Consider the following 15,209-nt stretch of genomic DNA (forward strand, 5'->3'; position numbering starts at 1 on the left):
TTTGGCAGCATCGCACGACATTGCTCACATTGCTTCCAATTGGAAAAGGCCGGCTATTTTTTAGCCGGCTATTTTTTTAGGAAACATAGCTGCTAGCCTCAAAACGGTTACGCCCTTGGTGCTTGGCGCGATATAACGCCTTGTCGGCCAAATCTAACAGCTGTTGCGGTTCGCCTATTTGATGGGGAGCACCTGAGGCAATACCAATAGAGACGGTAACTAGTTTATCGATAGGTGAATCAGGGTGGGTAATGGCCGCTTTGGCCAAGGCCTCCTGAATACTTATCGCCATGGTGCGGGCTTGGTCTAAGTCAGAGCCCGGCAAAATAATGGCAAACTCTTCACCACCAAATCGGGCCGCTATCTCACCACTGCGCTTAACCACGTCATGCAAAATGCCGGCAAGTTGTTGCAAACAGCGATCGCCGGCCAAATGTCCCGCGGCGTCATTAAAACGCTTGAAAAAATCCACATCGAGCATCATTAGCGTTAGCGGCTGCTGGTGGCGAGCGCAGCGCAGCCACTCTTTGTGGAGTTCTTCATCGAAGGTACGGCGGTTAAAAAGCTGGGTGAGGCCGTCGATACGGGAAAGGGCTTCCAAGCGATCGTTGGCGGCGGCCAACTCTTGGTTACGTTCTGAAAGGGCAACCGTCAGTTCTTGCTCTCTCGCTTCACTTTGCAGTCGTTCAGTGATGTCTTCTCTGAGAATCAGGAGAAAGCTGTTGTGAAGGCTATCTTCAATAACCGGCACCCTTAAGGTCTTAAACCAGCGGGGGCCTTGCGGCGTTTGCAAGCACTCTTGGCTGGTTAGTGATGGCTCAGCGCTGTTGAGTGCGGCTTCATCATCCCGGTGCAGCCCCCGGGCGGTATTTTTATCCATCAAACTAAAATCGTCTTTGCCTTCAATGTCCTGTCGTGAACGGCCAAATAACTTTTCCGATGCCGTGTTAATCCGCCGGTATAACAGGTGCGAGGCATCTTTCACCGCCAGGCTCAAAGGCAAGTTTTCAACCAACGAATTAAGAAAATGTTCCCGCTCGCCCAGTTGCTGATTTGCCGCTTCCAACTCTTGGGTGCGTTTTAGCACCTCTTGGCCCACCACGATGGTTTGCCCTGTAACCAGCAGCACGGTGAACCCCACCAGAGACACCAACAGCAAACCCCCAACTTCAACTATCCATAGCCCTTCATTGCTCTGCGCCAACACAAAGTGTTCGGGATAATGAAAACGCAGCAGCCAGTCACGCTCACCCACCATGACATGGCGCTCAGCCCAAAGCCCGGAACGCTGGCCACGTTCATTGGCCAGTGGCCCTAAAAAATAACTACCGGTTTCGTTATCAAGGGCGGAAATTTCCAAAGAAGACGCGTTAAAGACCCCAGTAAGCACACGCACTTCGAAGTCAGCATCGATAACCGCCATGATGTAACCCATTAACTGATGCTGAGTGTCACGCACCGCGCGAAAGGCAAAGAAGTCTTGGTGCTTGCCATCAAGATAGTGAAAACGCGACGGTAGCCCTGCCAGCACTGACTTGTACTGATGACTGGCTTTATTCATTGCCGTCGCCAGCATTGGGTTTTCTTCTGGCAGTCCGCCTTTGGGAAAGGGAAATTCGCCCTGCGAGGCCATGTATAAAACGGGGTAATAACGCTGCGCGTTAGGGGCTGCAACCCACTGGCCTGCTTTGTTTTTTATAGAAAACTGATAAGGCCGTCCTAGCTCCTTACCGGCTACGGCTTCGACATTGGCCCGTTGCGCCTGCGTGACCAAGGGCAGCCATGCCAGGGCATGTAACCCCGGCATGTCTCGCAGCAATTCGTCGGTAACCCGGTGAAACTCCTCACGGGAGACAAAATCGGACGCCTGGAATACCTGAGCAAGACTAAACAGCGATTGCAGATAGTGTTCGGCTTTCGCACTCAATGCCGCGCTGGCCACGTCTGACTGGCGGGCCAACTCCTGCACAACCTGTTTGCGCTGATTGGTGGCCATATTTTGAATGCTCCACTGCAAGGCTGTTAGCAGTGTCAGCATAATAACGGCAGTCCACACAATGCGATTGCGCGCAGCATCGTTGAACCACAGCAAACTTAAAGGCGCTATCAGCGCCACCCCTAGCGCATCTCCTGTCCACCAGGTTAACCATCCGGCTGCTGTGGTACCGCTAGGGTTGATATTCGCAAGGAACAAGGTGAGCTGACCAATGCTGGCAGCAATGATGGTGCTAACCAGCGCCCCTTTGACGATAAAGTGGAGTATTTCTTTAAAATCAAGTAGCTGCCAGTCTCGCCGAAAACAAAGCAGCCAGCCGCCACCCACAGCCTGTAAGCTGGCCCCAATGCCAATGGCAAGGGGCACCAGCCACGAACGGACATTGCCGTCCAGTAACGCCTGCGGTTCACCCACAATCAAGGCGTTGGTAAGAAAAGACCCCACCAAAACCCCGAGCCACATGCTCGGACCCCACCACAATACGGCAACCAAAGCCACGCCAGCGGCGGGCCAAACAGGGCTGGCATAGCCAGGGGGCTGAGCCACTTGCAGCCCTAGCCAGCCCATCAAAAAATAAGCCAGGGCGACCGTTAATAAACGCTGTAAAAGCGTACTGTTCAAATGGGATCCTCTAATGAGCCTTAAGCGCGAGCAAGTACCGCTTTCACTAGCTTATCGATACCACTTTTTGCCTCCAGAATGGACGAGGCCAGCATGTAGGCAGGGGTAGAAATCACCTTAAACTGCTCATCAATGCAGATCTCGTCCACCGCGCAAATTTGGTGCTCTCCACCCATGGCATTAAAAGCACTCGCCGTATCAGCATCGTTACCAATAGTACCTTTTACCCCCTTGCCATAAACCTTAGGAAGCATGGCTGGTGCAATACAGATATACCCGGCGACCTTATGTTTGCTCGCAAAAGCCTGACAAGCCTTCAACACATCGGCTTGCACCTGGCAGTCGGCACCCTGGAATGCAAAATCAGAGAGGTTTTTGGCAGCACCAAAGCCGCCCGGTAAAATAAGCGCATCAAAATCGTCGGCATTTAGTTGCGCCACATTTTTGATATCGCCACGGCAAATACGAGCAGCTTCCACTAACACATTACGCGATTGCGCTAGTGGCTCGCCGGAAATGTGATTGAGTACGTGGTGTTGTTCAACATCAGGCGCAAAGCACTGCACCTTGGCTCCGGCCTCCGCTAGCGCCAGCAGCGTCAGTACTGACTCATAAATTTCAGCGCCATCGAAAACACCACAACCACTTAAAATAACGGCAACTTTCTTCATCTTAGCCTCCTTTCGCTACGCGTCCATGGTAGCGGCTGACGGCGAGCACTGTCACCAACAGCAAAGTTTTCTAAAACGCTATTGCACATCTTTTGCTCGGTGTTAGACTGAACTCTTGTTGTCGCGTCACCAAAAACAACAAAAAAGACCTGAGGGAACGAGGTTATTCACAAGCCAGAAGCGGCTGTCCACACTTCTTAGCTCTCGTCCAGGCATCGCTGCAGGCCAGTATCTATGCAGCTTCATCAATTCGTACAGATTTTAGACACTGCTTTGCCGGTGGATACACCTGTACTTATTCAACAGACTTATCCACAGCTTTGTGTCATCCATTCCGTTTCTTCCCACCCGAGGCTATGGCATCCTTGGCGCAAACAAGGAATCTGGATCTCATCATGGCAAGCATCCCCGAAAATCCTCTTATTCTGGTTGACGGCTCATCCTATCTTTACCGCGCTTATTACGCGCCGCCGCATCTAACCAATTCCCAAGGCGAACCCACGGGGGCGGTGTATGGCGTAATTAACATGCTCAAAAGCTTGCTACGCCAATTTAAACCAACAGAAATGGCTGTGGTTTTTGATGCCAAAGGCAAAACCTTTCGGGACGAACTTTTCGAGCAATACAAAGCCCATCGCCCTTCCATGCCTGACGATCTTCGCAGTCAAGTAGCACCGCTTCATGCGTTAGTAAAAGCCATGGGTCTGCCCCTTATCATTATCGAAGGGGTCGAGGCCGATGACGTCATTGGCACCCTTGCCAAAAAAGCCTCCGCCGACGGCCGCCACGTGCTTATCTCTACCGGAGATAAAGATATGGCACAGCTGGTGGACGATAAGGTGACCTTGATCAATACCATGACTAATACCGTGCTGGACCCAGCCGGTGTTGCTGAAAAATTTGGCGTGGGGCCAGAGCTTATCATCGACTTTTTGGCGCTGATGGGAGACAAGGTTGACAACATCCCAGGTGTTCCCGGGGTTGGCGAAAAAACCGCTCTGGGCTTACTGCAGGGCCTTGGCGGTATCGATACGCTTTATCAAAACCTCGATAAAGTGGCGACCTTAGATTTTCGTGGTGCCAAAACCATGGGTAAAAAGCTGGCCGACAATGAAGAACAGGCCCGGCTTTCTTACTTGTTGGCCACCATCAAAACAGACGTTGATTTAAGTGAAGAACAACTCGACCTGGCCATTAAACCTGAGGACACAGATGCCTTAGTCGAGTGGTACGGCAAGATGGAGTTTCGCCGCTGGCTAGCCGACGTACTGGATGGCAAAGCACCAGAGCAAGCTGCAGGCCCAGCCAACGCGGCAAAAGATGAAGCACAAGACGCGGTTGCAGACCCTGCCGGCATTGACCGTAGTGACTACGAGTTGGTCACCACAGAGAAGGCACTGCTTGGCTGGGTAGAAAAACTCAAAAAGGCAGCGCTTTTTTCCTTCGATACCGAAACCACTGCGCTTGATTATATGGTGGCCGACCTGGTGGGCTTTTCAGTGGCGCTTGATGATGGCCAAGCGGCCTATATTCCCTTTGGTCACAGTCCATTAGATGAAATTGAACAGCTACCCCGCGACACCGTGCTGGATGCCTTTCGGGATTTACTGCAAAGCGAAAAGCACCTAAAGGTTGGGCAGAACCTCAAATATGACATGAGCGTATTAGCCAATCACGGTATTACCTTGGCCGGTATCGCTTTTGACACCATGTTGGAAAGTTACATTTTCAACTCTGTGGCAGGCCGCCACGACATGGACAGCTTGTCTTTGAAGTATTTGGCCCATAAAGCCATCAGCTTTGAAGACATTGCCGGCAAAGGCGCCAAACAAATTACCTTCGACCAGGTGGCCATTAAAGATGCCGCCGTTTACGCCGCCGAAGATGCCGACGTCACCATGAAACTGCATCAGGTGCTGTGGCCAAAACTGGAAGCGGAGGCGCCACTTAAAAAGGTATTCCAAGAGATTGAATTACCGCTGGTACCGGTGCTGTCACGTATGGAGCGCAGCGGCGTGTTAATAGACAAGACTCTGCTTGGCAAACAAAGCGAGGAGCTAGCCACACGCATTGCTGAGCTGGAGAAAAAGGCCTTTGATATTGCGGGCGAAGAATTCAACCTCGGCAGCCCCAAACAACTACAGGCTATTTTGTTTGAAAAAATGGGCATTAAACCGCTGAAAAAAACACCTTCAGGGGTACCTTCAGTGGCAGAGGAAGTACTGCAAGAACTGGCCCACGACTACCCGCTGCCGAAAGTCATTATTGAGTATCGTGGCCTTGCCAAGCTGAAATCCACCTACACCGATAAGCTGCCACAGCTTATTCATGGGAAAACCGGCAGAGTGCATACCAGCTATCACCAAGCAGTGACAGCAACCGGCCGCTTATCTTCATCCGACCCAAACCTGCAAAATATCCCGGTACGTACCGAAGAAGGCAGGCGTATTCGCCAAGCCTTTATCGCCCCTAAAGGCCGGGTGCTACTGGCCGCTGACTATAGCCAAATTGAACTTAGGATCATGGCCCATTTGTCCAGTGATAAAGGCTTGTTGGCTGCCTTTGCCGAAGGCAAAGACATCCACGCCGCCACCGCCGCCGAAGTCTTTGGCGTCAAACTGGATGCGGTAACCAATGAACAGCGCCGCCGTGCCAAGGCCATTAACTTTGGGCTTATCTACGGCATGTCAGCCTTCGGCTTGGCCCGCCAGCTCGACATTGGCCGCAATGAAGCCCAAGGCTATATGAACACCTACTTTGAACGCTATCCAGGCGTTCTGGAATATATGGAAAGCACCCGTCAAAAGGCAGAAGAGAAAGGTTACGTTGAAACGCTCTTTGGCCGCCGCCTATATCTGCCCGAGATCACCGCCCGCAACCAGGCCCGTAAAAAGGCCGCCGAAAGGGCCGCCATCAATGCCCCCATGCAAGGTACCGCTGCCGATATCATCAAAAAGGCGATGATTGCCGTTGATGAATGGATCACCACGCAAGCGGCCGACAAGGTGACGCTATTGATGCAGGTGCACGATGAATTGGTGCTGGAAGTTGATGAAAACTATGCCAAAGAAGCGGCGGCTAAGATCAGTGAACTGATGCAAAACGCCGCTGACTTAAAGGTGCCGTTAGTGGTTGATCCCGGCATGGGCATGACTTGGGACGAAGCTCATTAACTTACTTCTAACTGTAATATTTTTACCTTATGAGCATTAAAGGGCTGTATGAGCAACAAAAAAGTGCATGAACCCATGCATTTTTGAAAAAAAATTACAGCGAGTGCTTTTAATCTGAGCAGCAGGCCATTACACTGACGGCGTAGGGTACAAAAGACGCTTTCCTAGCAAAGTGTCTTTGTTTCACGTAGTGGATTTGGCTACATAGCCGCCTCGCTCACAGCAGCGGGGCGTTTTTTTTGCCCGATATCAAACTCCCGCCTTTCATCTTTCTGAACACTTTTTGAAACAGATCCCGGTAAAGCAATTTTTTTAGAGCAAATACTTCAAATAGCCGAAAAACTGTTGTACCTTGAAGTTGCTGCATAACCTCAATGCTTGCTTATGCAAGCTTGTGGTGATTTTCTGCTGACATATTAGCTTCTCCCCCAATAAGCTAATATTTCTCACCGGTGGCTTCGGCCACCGGATTTTTTTTGCCTAAAATCCAGCACCTTATAACGAAAAAAGCCCCTAAGGGGCTTTTTTGTTTGCAGCAATAACGCCTCTTCAGGCTTCTGGTGAGTCGTCTTCTGGCTCATCCATCTCTGCTACCAGAGGATCTTCTAGCCAGGCTGCTAAATATCGACGCACCTCTGGTACGCCAAGGCCTTTGAGGGCCGATATAGTCATCACCGTCACATCCCCTCCAAACGCCAGCGCCGCTTCTTTGCATTGCAGCAAGGTATTTTTACGGGCACCACTTTTTAACTTGTCCGCTTTGGTAAGCAGCGCCAACACCGGTAAGCCAGACTCAACCGCCCAGTAGATAAGGTCTTGGTCAATGTCCTTAAAAGGGTGACGAATGTCCATTAACACCACCAGGCCACGTAGCGACTCACGCTTTTCCAGATACTCAGAAAGGCTGGCCTGCCACTTTTCCTTCATTTCCAGCGGCACTTTGGCAAAACCGTATCCCGGTAAATCCACCAGGCAATGACGCGGGTCGGCCAAGCTAAACAGGTTAATTAGCTGAGTACGGCCAGGGGTTTTCGAGGTCCGCGCCAGCTGCTTTTGGCCGGTGATGGCATTCAAAGCACTGGACTTGCCGGCATTCGAACGGCCAGCAAAGGCGATTTCAACCCCGTCGTTACGTGGCAGATGACGAATGTCAGGTGCAGAGGTAATAAATCTGGCTTGGCGAAAGTCGATTTCAGGGGTGGAGTTCATCAAAGCTCCCACTTTGGGCGTTAAAGACATCGATAAAAATTTGTGTACACTGACTGGCAACTCTGATGTTGATCAGGGTGTTAGCGGCCTTTAAGCGCAAAACATTCGCTATTTACAGCAGCGGCCGAAGTCGCAATTCTAACATGGCCAGGTATTAAAAAGCGCCTTATTGATACCGGCCACGCGCAATGCTTTGGAGTATCATGAAAAACATCGTCGTCGCAGTCGCGATACTTCTCACCAGTATCTCATTTTCGTCTTTTGCCAAGGGTGACATCACTGCTGGCAAAGCCAAATCAGCCGTTTGTAGTGCCTGCCACGGTCCGGATGGCAATAGCCCTGTCAGTATGTATCCCCGTATCGCGGGGCAACATGCTCGTTACATAATTAAAGAACTCAAAGACTTAAAATTGGGTATGAGTTCAGGTGGTAAAGACGGCCGCTTTAACCCAGTGATGAGCGCAATGGCATCACCGCTATCTGACCAAGACATGGCAGATTTAGCGGCTTACTTTGCCGCCCAAAAGCCGGTTATAGGTACCACTCCTGCAAAAGATGCCGCAGCAGGTCAAAAGCTTTACATGGGCGGGGATACCAAAAGAGGCATTACCGCTTGTAGCGCCTGTCACGGCCCGAAAGGCAACGGTTTGGGGCTGGCGAAATATCCCGACATTTCCGGGCAATACCCGCAATATATTAAGGCGCAACTAGAAGCCTTTCGCGCCGGCAAACGTCATAACGACCCCAATCACATGATGCGAGATGTCGCCGCTAAGCTGAGCGATGCTGACATCAATTTGCTGGCAAATTACCTTGCCGGGCTCCATTAAGCCATTTACGAGATGATGAAAAGACAACCTTTGGCGACACTTTTGATAACTGTGATCGAGCACGAAAATTTGGCATTGCTTTAACAATAACCCCCGAGCAAGGGTTGCACCCCTCATGCGCTGACGGTAACTTCAACCGCGTCGCAAGGTTTGAGGGTTGCCCACGGCACGGGCGCCCAAGCGAAGGAAACGGTAATAAGGTCAGGACGATCAACATCGACAAACCTGTGGGAAAAGCGCTAATCAACCGAGAAAAAGAGGTAAGGTGGCCACGACGGCCCTAAGCCTCCAGGGATGAAATAGAAAGCGCCAGGAGCGGCGTAAAAAGAATAACCATGCAGGGAAAGCTGGCAAAAAAAAGATGGACACCCGTTAGACCGAAAAATAAAAGCAACGGTCAAACACAATGGGAAAGGTGTCAATATTCGACACAAGGGATAAGGCGATAGCGTAAAGCATCGCCTTTTTCTTTATCCGCCACTCCCGTAAAATACCCCCATGCTTGAATGTCCCCTCTGCCAAAGCGCAGTTCACGACTTTGCTCGTGACCGTCAGCGCCAATATTTTCAATGTGCAAACTGTGCCCTGGTCAGTGCTGACCCGGCCTGTCACTTGAATGCGGCAGAGGAAAAGGCGCTCTATGACATTCACGACAACCACGTGGATGACCCAGGCTATCGGCGCTTTTTAACTCGGCTAAGTGCGCCGTTGCTGCAAAAGCTGGCCGTAGGAGCACAAGGCTTGGATTTTGGCTGTGGGCCAGGGCCAGCACTGGCGGCTATGTTACAAGAGGCGGGCATGGTAATGACGCTTTTCGACCCATACTATGCACCGCAACAGAAAGCGCTTAGGCGCCAATATGATTTTGTAACCTGCACCGAGGTGGTGGAACATTTTAACCACCCCCTTGCAAGCTGGACCCAGTTAACCTCGCTGGTAAAACCCGGAGGCTGGCTGGGAGTAATGACTAAGCTGGTGATAAACCAGGCCCGTTTTGCCAACTGGCATTACAAAAATGACCCCACCCATGTGAGCTTCCACAGTGAAGCGACCTTTGACTGGCTAGCCAAACATTTTGGCTTTGTCTGGCAACGGGTGGATACCGATGTGATCCTGCTGCAAAAAAGGTAAGGCAGAGATGACCCGAATGAAGAAAACCCGCGCCCCGGGTAAATTGGGTACCGCCAAGAAAGTGGATACTGGCAATACCCAGTTAAGCACCAGTAAGGGTAAAAAACACAAGCTGGGCAATAAATCTGGCAGTCGTCATGCCGTCGCTACGGCTGGCAACAACGCCAAGCAAGCCAATGCCCAAAACAAAGATAAGCGTTTGGGCTCGACCAAACCGGTCACCTTGGTGAAACCAGGTGCCAAAGCTGCGCCTAAAGCCAAGCCGGCTCCTGCAACGCCCAAACAAGACATGGCAGCCAAAGCGGCCCTGCTGGAAAGCCTCGAGAACGACATTCGTCTGAACGATTTGCTCGACAGACTGGATGAAGACCAAGAGCTTGGTGCCGAAGAACTGGCTTACGTTGAAGAGATGACCGGTAAAATCGAGAAGCTGATGGCCGAGCTGGGCATCACTGACGATGAAGACGACGATTACACCGACGACATCGACTGGGATGACGAGGAAAAGCCGGCATGAGTTTTTGGACCATTGCCGCCATTGTTGGGGTTGTCATTATTATTGGCCTGGCCTTTTACGCTGGAAAGCTACTCTTTATGGTCAAAGCGCAGCGCCAAAAAGAAGAAGCCTTCCTAGCCGAGCACAATGAAAAGCTGCTGAAAAGTGTTCGCATTATTGCCGCCGCCATGGTGGAAGAGCAGTGTGATTTCTCGGAAGGGGCCATCCGCATTCGAGTATTAACCGACCACTTACTGCCTTATAAGGATTACCAGCCGCAGTTCCCGGCATTATTTGATCTTTATGACAGGGTCAAAGACATGCCGACCCACGACGCCCGTAAAACCATGGATAAAAAGGAACGCTTTAAACAGGACATGCAACGCGCCGCCTGGGAGCAAGAGCTGGGCGCCGCCATAAAACTGGAAGCCAAAACGCTCAAAGAATTGACTCATTGAGTCAGATCAAGCACCGCTTCGAAGGAGGGCACCATACTGGTGCCCTCTTGATTTGAAGGAGCCGTGCTGTGTATTTCGATCCTGAACTCATTCGCCGTTACGATATGGCCGCCCCCCGTTACACGTCTTACCCCACAGCACTGAGCTTTACCGAGCAGGTCAGAGGCGACCAATGGCGCACCGCCATTACGCAAGCGCCCTCGCGCAAGTTAAGCCTTTATGTCCACATCCCCTTCTGTCAGAAGATGTGCTACTACTGCGGCTGCAACAAAATAGTGACTCGCCATAGCCATAAGGCCGACCTTTACCTTGACCACTTAGCCAGGGAAATTGCCTACCAAGCTGAGCTTTTTGGCGACTTTACCGTGCATCATTTGCACCTGGGCGGCGGCACCCCAACCTTTTTAAACCAGCTGCAAATGCAGCGGCTATTGGCGATGCTGAAAGGCAACTTTCATTTTGCCAAAGACTTTGTTGGCAGCATTGAAATTGACCCCCGTGCCATCGAGGTCAGAGATCTGGCATGGTTAAGAGAGCTGGGCTTTAACCGCCTCTCCATGGGCGCCCAAGACTTTGACCCGAAAGTGCAGGTGGCTATCAACCGGGTACAAAGTACCGACAAAATTGCCGCCCTGATGGACAAAGCCCGCCAGCTTGGCTTTAACTCCATCAACCTCGACTTTATTTATGGCCTGCCCTTTCAAAACGCCGGTTCCTTTGGCCAAACCTTGCAAAAAGCGCTGCAACTGGCCCCCGACCGCTTCTCTATTTTTAACTACGCACACCTGCCAGAGCGTTTCCCGGCGCAGCGCAAAATAAAAGAAGACACCATGCCGGGCGCACCAGAAAAGCTGCGAATGCTGGGCACCACCATCGACACCCTAACCGGCGCCGGATATCACTTTATTGGCATGGATCATTTTGCCAAGGCCGACGACGAACTCGCCGTTGCCCAGCAGCAAGGGCGCTTACACCGTAACTTCCAGGGCTACACCACCGACGGCGACTGCGAATTACTGGCCCTTGGTGCCTCTGCTATTAGCAAAGTCGGCGGCCAGTATGTGCAGAACGAAAAAAGCATTGGCGACTACCAAAACGCCAGCGCCAGCCAAGGCCATGCCCGCTTAAAAGGCTACCTAATGAGCCAAGAAGACCACATCCGCGCCGCCGCCATTCACAGCCTGCTTTGCCACTTCAATCTTAACTGGGCCAAACTCGACCAGCGCTTTGGCATTGATAGCAAAAGCTATTTTAAAGACGACCAAGCATTGTTGGCCCCCTTTATCAAAGACGGTTTGGTTGATACGCACAGTCAGGGCATAGACGTAACCGACAAGGGCCGCTTTTTGGTGCGCACCATCGCCACCGCCTTTGACGCCCACCTAAGAAAACAGGTGCAGCAGCACCGCTTTTCGCGGGTGATATAAAAAAGGGCCGCCAGGCCCTTTTTTATTGCTTGGCGGCTAGCAGCGCCTGTTTTTCCTTGTCACTTAGAAAGCTCATGGCCAAACCATGGCGCTGGCAGGCGCTAATTTGCGAAGGGCTTAACCCCGCCCTAGGCGCGGCAACCTCATATTCGTAATCAAGCTCAATGCCGCTCACCCCCGGGTCGTCGGTATTGAGGCTCACGGCAATGCCGTTCGCTAAGAAGGCGTTAATAGGGTGCTCGGCGTAGCTGGCAACCGTTGAGGTATGAATATTGGAGGTCAGGCAAGACTCGATGCCAATATTATGCTTTGCCATATAATCCAAAAGCTTAGGGTCTTGGGCGGCTTTCACACCATGGCCAATGCGCACCGCACCCAGCGATTGCAGCGCATGCCAAACCGACTCAGGCCCAGCCGCTTCACCGGCATGCACTGTCACCTTAAGGCCAGCGTCCAGCACCTGCTTAAAGTGCGGCTCATAAAGCGGCCCTGGAAAACCGAGTTCATCACCGGCGAGGTCGACCGCAGCAATATGTTGGCTTTGGGCCAAAATAGCGTCTAATTCCCGCTGGCATTGCGCCGTGCCAAAGGTGCGACTTAAGATGCCAATCAAATTGGTTTTCACCGCAAAGTCTCGGCTGCCGGCAGCAACCCCGGCGACCACCGCTTCCACCACCGCTTGCGGGTCAAGGCCGTGGCTCATTGCCATATACCAGGGGCTAAAACGCAGCTCGGTATAATCAATACCAACCTTGGCCGCGTCTTCAACGTTTTCGTACGCCACGCGGTAGCAGGCGTCCAAGTCCCCCAACACTTTTACACCCCAATCTAACTTGGCTAAAAAGGCCACCAGTGAGGCTTCGTTCTCAATAACCTGCGCATAGGGTTTCATGCCCGCTTCGTCCTGGGCCGGCAATGGCACGTTAAAACGCCTGGCTAAATCGATAATGGTGCCAAGGCGTACGTTGCCATCCAGATGCCGGTGGATATCCACCAGAGGAAAAGTCTTATCAATCATCACGGGTATCCGCTTATGCTTGTGGTGGGTATTAGTGTAACGGATGCGTTTTATGAGCCACAGCGCTTGCTTTAGCTATTGTTTGGGCGACAGGTTTAGTTTGGACGTTTTAAGGCCAATATTGGCCAAGCACGGCCAGGCGCAAAGCCTGCGCGATGCTTTTATCCTGCCAATGCCTGCCGGCGAATGCATTATTTTTCACTACGGGGTGGTGGTTTGCTGGGGCATGGCCGAAGACAAGGCCAAGGCCTTTTGCCAAAGCCTTAGCGCCGCGGTTGAAGGGCCCATTAAAGCCACCCGTGATGAAATCAGCTTTGCCGAACTCGGCCAAAACGAGCGGCTACACATCAAGCACGACCACTTTGTGTTTCCCGGCAACGACAGTTTAAGCAAACTGGCGGTTAGCCATGCTTTGGCGCAATCGGTGAAATTGGAAGCCTTTGAGGAACAGGTGGCGGCAACCATCAAGGAAACCTCGCCCATTCCCGAAACCCTGGCCAACCAAGGCAAAATTCGCCTGCCAAGGCGCAAACTGGCGGTGTTGCGTGGGCGGCTGTATTTGGCCAAAAGCCAGGTTAACCTGCATTTTGACTTGTTGGATAAGCCCGATTTCTTTTGGGACCACCCGGAGCTCGACCCTTATTACGACTTAACCCGTGCTAACCAGGAATTAGACAGCCGCTTGGAGATCTTAAATAAGCGCCTGGAAGTGATAGGGGAGCTGCTGGAAATTTTGGCCGATGAGGAACATCATAAACATTCAAGCTTCTTGGAATGGATCATCATCTGGCTGATTAGCATCGAGATTCTTATCTTTATCTTTCACGACTACCTCGGTTGGATTTGATGGGTTATCTTGTGCCCCCCCAAGGAGGTCTCTGATGCTCGACAACAACTGGCAGCCACAATGTTCCCTTGACGCCCTTAAGCGCCGGGCCCAGCTTTTTGCTGACATTCGCCGCTTTTTTGCACTCAGGCAGGTGTTGGAAGTCGACACCCCGATGTTGTCGCAGGGCAGTATTTCCGACCCGCATATTGAGGTGATGACCAGTACCTACACTGGCCCTTTGGCGGCAAACGGCCTGACCCTGTATCTGCAAACCTCACCGGAATTTGCCATGAAGCGGTTACTGGCAGCTGGGGCCGGCGACATTTACCAACTGGGGAAAGTGTTTCGTAATGAGGAAGCCGGGCGCCGCCACAACAGCGAATTTTGCATGCTGGAGTGGTATCGGCTGGGCCTTGACCACCAACAGTTGATGGACGAGGTTGCAGAGCTGCTGGTGGCCGTTGCCGGCATTGATGCCGCCAGTATCGAAAAGGTGAGCTACCTTGAGGCATTCGAGCGATGCTTAAACGTCAACCCGCATACCATTAGCCACCACGCTTTACAGGCACTGGCCCAGCAGCATGCCGGGTATGGCGCCGAAGAACCCGACCGCGACACCTTATTAAACTTGCTGGTGAGTTTTGTCATTGAGCCCAGCCTGGGTAAGGCTGGCCCAAGCTTTCTTTACGATTACCCCGCCAGCCAGGCAGCACTTGCCCGCACCTCGGTGGATAAATACGGCCACGGTGTCGCCAGTCGTTTTGAGCTTTTTATCAACGGGGTAGAGCTTGCCAACGGCTACCACGAGCTAACCGATGCCGCCGAGCAGCGCCGCCGCCTGTTGGCAGATGGCCAAACCCGTTTGGAACTGGGCCGACCTTACAACAACCCCGATCTTCGCCTAGCCGATGCGCTGCAGGCAGGCATGCCCGATTGCGCCGGCGTGGCTCTGGGGGTAGACCGGTTATTAATGGTTATCCAGGGCGCGGGCCATATTCGCGAGGTGATGCCTTTCACCCTGGAAAGGGCTTAATTACGCGGCAGTACGCATTTCGCCAATGTGGCGATTCACTTCGGCAACCACCTTAAGTTTGTCGGTACTGGGCTTGCTGGGCGGCAATAACCTGCCGTCTTCAAAACGAAAGGCGCCCACACCTTTTATCCAAATAACGCCTTCAAAAAAACCGGCAACATGCTTAGCCACTTGTTTTACGTGGTACTGAGGAAACCTACGCACTTCCTTGCTCCTCGAAAAAAGACCGTCAAAGTCTAGTGCTGTTTGATGACAGAGATATGGACTTAATGATCTCATCATCGGTTCCCAAGTGCTTACGCAAAACCCATGCCAGT

At 52.0% G+C, this 15,209-nt stretch carries 13 protein-coding genes; 8 read left to right on the forward strand and 5 right to left on the reverse strand.

Annotated elements, in window-relative coordinates; translation table 11 throughout:
- Window positions 1-76 precede the first annotated feature (76 nt).
- Both DW350_RS18250 and elbB read right to left on the reverse strand, forming a co-directional pair.
- Window positions 77-2,617 carry a diguanylate cyclase domain-containing protein gene (locus tag DW350_RS18250; RefSeq protein WP_115720307.1) on the reverse strand — a complete coding sequence of 847 codons (2,541 nt, stop codon included), beginning with the start codon at window positions 2,615-2,617 and terminating at the stop codon, window positions 77-79.
- A 20-nt stretch (window positions 2,618-2,637) separates the two neighbouring features.
- Window positions 2,638-3,288, reverse strand: coding sequence for an isoprenoid biosynthesis glyoxalase ElbB (gene elbB / locus DW350_RS18255; RefSeq protein ID WP_115720308.1), 651 nt, complete (start codon window positions 3,286-3,288; stop codon window positions 2,638-2,640).
- Window positions 3,289-3,683: 395 nt separating this feature from the next.
- Here elbB and polA point away from each other — a divergent pair, with 395 nt between their 5' ends.
- Window positions 3,684-6,461 carry a DNA polymerase I gene (gene polA, locus DW350_RS18260; RefSeq protein ID WP_115720309.1) on the forward strand — a complete coding sequence of 926 codons (2,778 nt, stop codon included), beginning with the start codon at window positions 3,684-3,686 and terminating at the stop codon, window positions 6,459-6,461.
- A 549-nt stretch (window positions 6,462-7,010) separates the two neighbouring features.
- On the opposite strand, the gene yihA is transcribed toward polA, so the two are convergent.
- Complete coding sequence (gene yihA / locus DW350_RS18265) at window positions 7,011-7,670, reverse strand: ribosome biogenesis GTP-binding protein YihA/YsxC (protein WP_115720310.1); 660 nt, start codon at window positions 7,668-7,670, stop codon at window positions 7,011-7,013.
- 203 nt (window positions 7,671-7,873) lie between these two features.
- On the opposite strand from yihA, the gene DW350_RS18270 reads away from it, so the two are divergent.
- From DW350_RS18270 to hemN, 5 genes are all read left to right on the forward strand, one after another.
- Window positions 7,874-8,500, forward strand: coding sequence for a c-type cytochrome (locus tag DW350_RS18270; RefSeq protein ID WP_115720311.1), 627 nt, complete (start codon window positions 7,874-7,876; stop codon window positions 8,498-8,500).
- A gap of 498 nt (window positions 8,501-8,998) precedes the next feature.
- Entirely contained in the window at window positions 8,999-9,631 is a 633-nt protein-coding gene (locus DW350_RS18275; protein ID WP_115720312.1) for a class I SAM-dependent methyltransferase, read from the forward strand.
- A 16-nt stretch (window positions 9,632-9,647) separates the two neighbouring features.
- Complete coding sequence (yihI, locus tag DW350_RS18280; RefSeq protein ID WP_192954740.1) at window positions 9,648-10,148, forward strand: Der GTPase-activating protein YihI; 501 nt, start codon at window positions 9,648-9,650, stop codon at window positions 10,146-10,148.
- On the forward strand, window positions 10,145-10,585 hold the full coding sequence (locus DW350_RS18285) for a DUF2489 domain-containing protein (RefSeq protein ID WP_115720314.1): 441 nt from the start codon (window positions 10,145-10,147) through the stop codon (window positions 10,583-10,585). The genes yihI and DW350_RS18285 overlap by 4 nt, the downstream gene beginning before the upstream one ends.
- Window positions 10,586-10,689: 104 nt before the next feature.
- Window positions 10,690-12,012, forward strand: coding sequence for an oxygen-independent coproporphyrinogen III oxidase (gene hemN, locus DW350_RS18290; RefSeq protein ID WP_192954891.1), 1,323 nt, complete (start codon window positions 10,690-10,692; stop codon window positions 12,010-12,012).
- Between the two features lie 22 nt (window positions 12,013-12,034).
- Here hemN and add read toward each other — a convergent pair whose 3' ends face one another.
- Window positions 12,035-13,030: an adenosine deaminase gene (gene add / locus DW350_RS18295; RefSeq protein WP_115720316.1), complete on the reverse strand. Its 996-nt coding sequence runs from the start codon at window positions 13,028-13,030 to the stop codon at window positions 12,035-12,037.
- A 52-nt stretch (window positions 13,031-13,082) separates the two neighbouring features.
- On the opposite strand from add, the gene DW350_RS18300 reads away from it, so the two are divergent.
- Window positions 13,083-13,877 carry an RMD1 family protein gene (locus DW350_RS18300; protein ID WP_192954741.1) on the forward strand — a complete coding sequence of 265 codons (795 nt, stop codon included), beginning with the start codon at window positions 13,083-13,085 and terminating at the stop codon, window positions 13,875-13,877.
- Between the two features lie 34 nt (window positions 13,878-13,911).
- Entirely contained in the window at window positions 13,912-14,892 is a 981-nt protein-coding gene (epmA, locus tag DW350_RS18305; protein WP_115720318.1) for an EF-P lysine aminoacylase EpmA, read from the forward strand.
- Here the strand turns inward: epmA and DW350_RS18310 are convergent, their stop codons facing one another.
- Window positions 14,893-15,096, reverse strand: coding sequence for a DUF1107 family protein (locus tag DW350_RS18310; RefSeq protein WP_226911358.1), 204 nt, complete (start codon window positions 15,094-15,096; stop codon window positions 14,893-14,895).
- Window positions 15,097-15,209: the final 113 nt, after the last annotated feature.

Source organism: Gallaecimonas mangrovi (genome assembly GCF_003367375.1).
In the GTDB taxonomy this organism is placed as follows: Bacteria; Pseudomonadota; Gammaproteobacteria; order Enterobacterales; family Gallaecimonadaceae; genus Gallaecimonas; species Gallaecimonas mangrovi.

Bases quoted from the DNA above. Each gene is read 5' to 3' on its own strand.
- elbB (WP_115720308.1), bottom strand. From the start codon at position 3,288: ATGAAGAAAGTTGCCGTTATTTTAAGTGGTTGTGGTGTTTTCGATGGC.
- polA (WP_115720309.1), top strand. From the start codon at position 3,684: ATGGCAAGCATCCCCGAAAATCCTCTTATTCTGGTTGACGGCTCATCC.
- yihA (WP_115720310.1), bottom strand. From the start codon at position 7,670: ATGAACTCCACCCCTGAAATCGACTTTCGCCAAGCCAGATTTATTACC.
- DW350_RS18270 (WP_115720311.1), top strand. From the start codon at position 7,874: ATGAAAAACATCGTCGTCGCAGTCGCGATACTTCTCACCAGTATCTCA.
- DW350_RS18275 (WP_115720312.1), top strand. From the start codon at position 8,999: ATGCTTGAATGTCCCCTCTGCCAAAGCGCAGTTCACGACTTTGCTCGT.
- yihI (WP_192954740.1), top strand. From the start codon at position 9,648: ATGAAGAAAACCCGCGCCCCGGGTAAATTGGGTACCGCCAAGAAAGTG.
- DW350_RS18285 (WP_115720314.1), top strand. From the start codon at position 10,145: ATGAGTTTTTGGACCATTGCCGCCATTGTTGGGGTTGTCATTATTATT.
- hemN (WP_192954891.1), top strand. From the start codon at position 10,690: ATGGCCGCCCCCCGTTACACGTCTTACCCCACAGCACTGAGCTTTACC.
- add (WP_115720316.1), bottom strand. From the start codon at position 13,030: ATGATTGATAAGACTTTTCCTCTGGTGGATATCCACCGGCATCTGGAT.
- DW350_RS18300 (WP_192954741.1), top strand. From the start codon at position 13,083: ATGAGCCACAGCGCTTGCTTTAGCTATTGTTTGGGCGACAGGTTTAGT.
- epmA (WP_115720318.1), top strand. From the start codon at position 13,912: ATGCTCGACAACAACTGGCAGCCACAATGTTCCCTTGACGCCCTTAAG.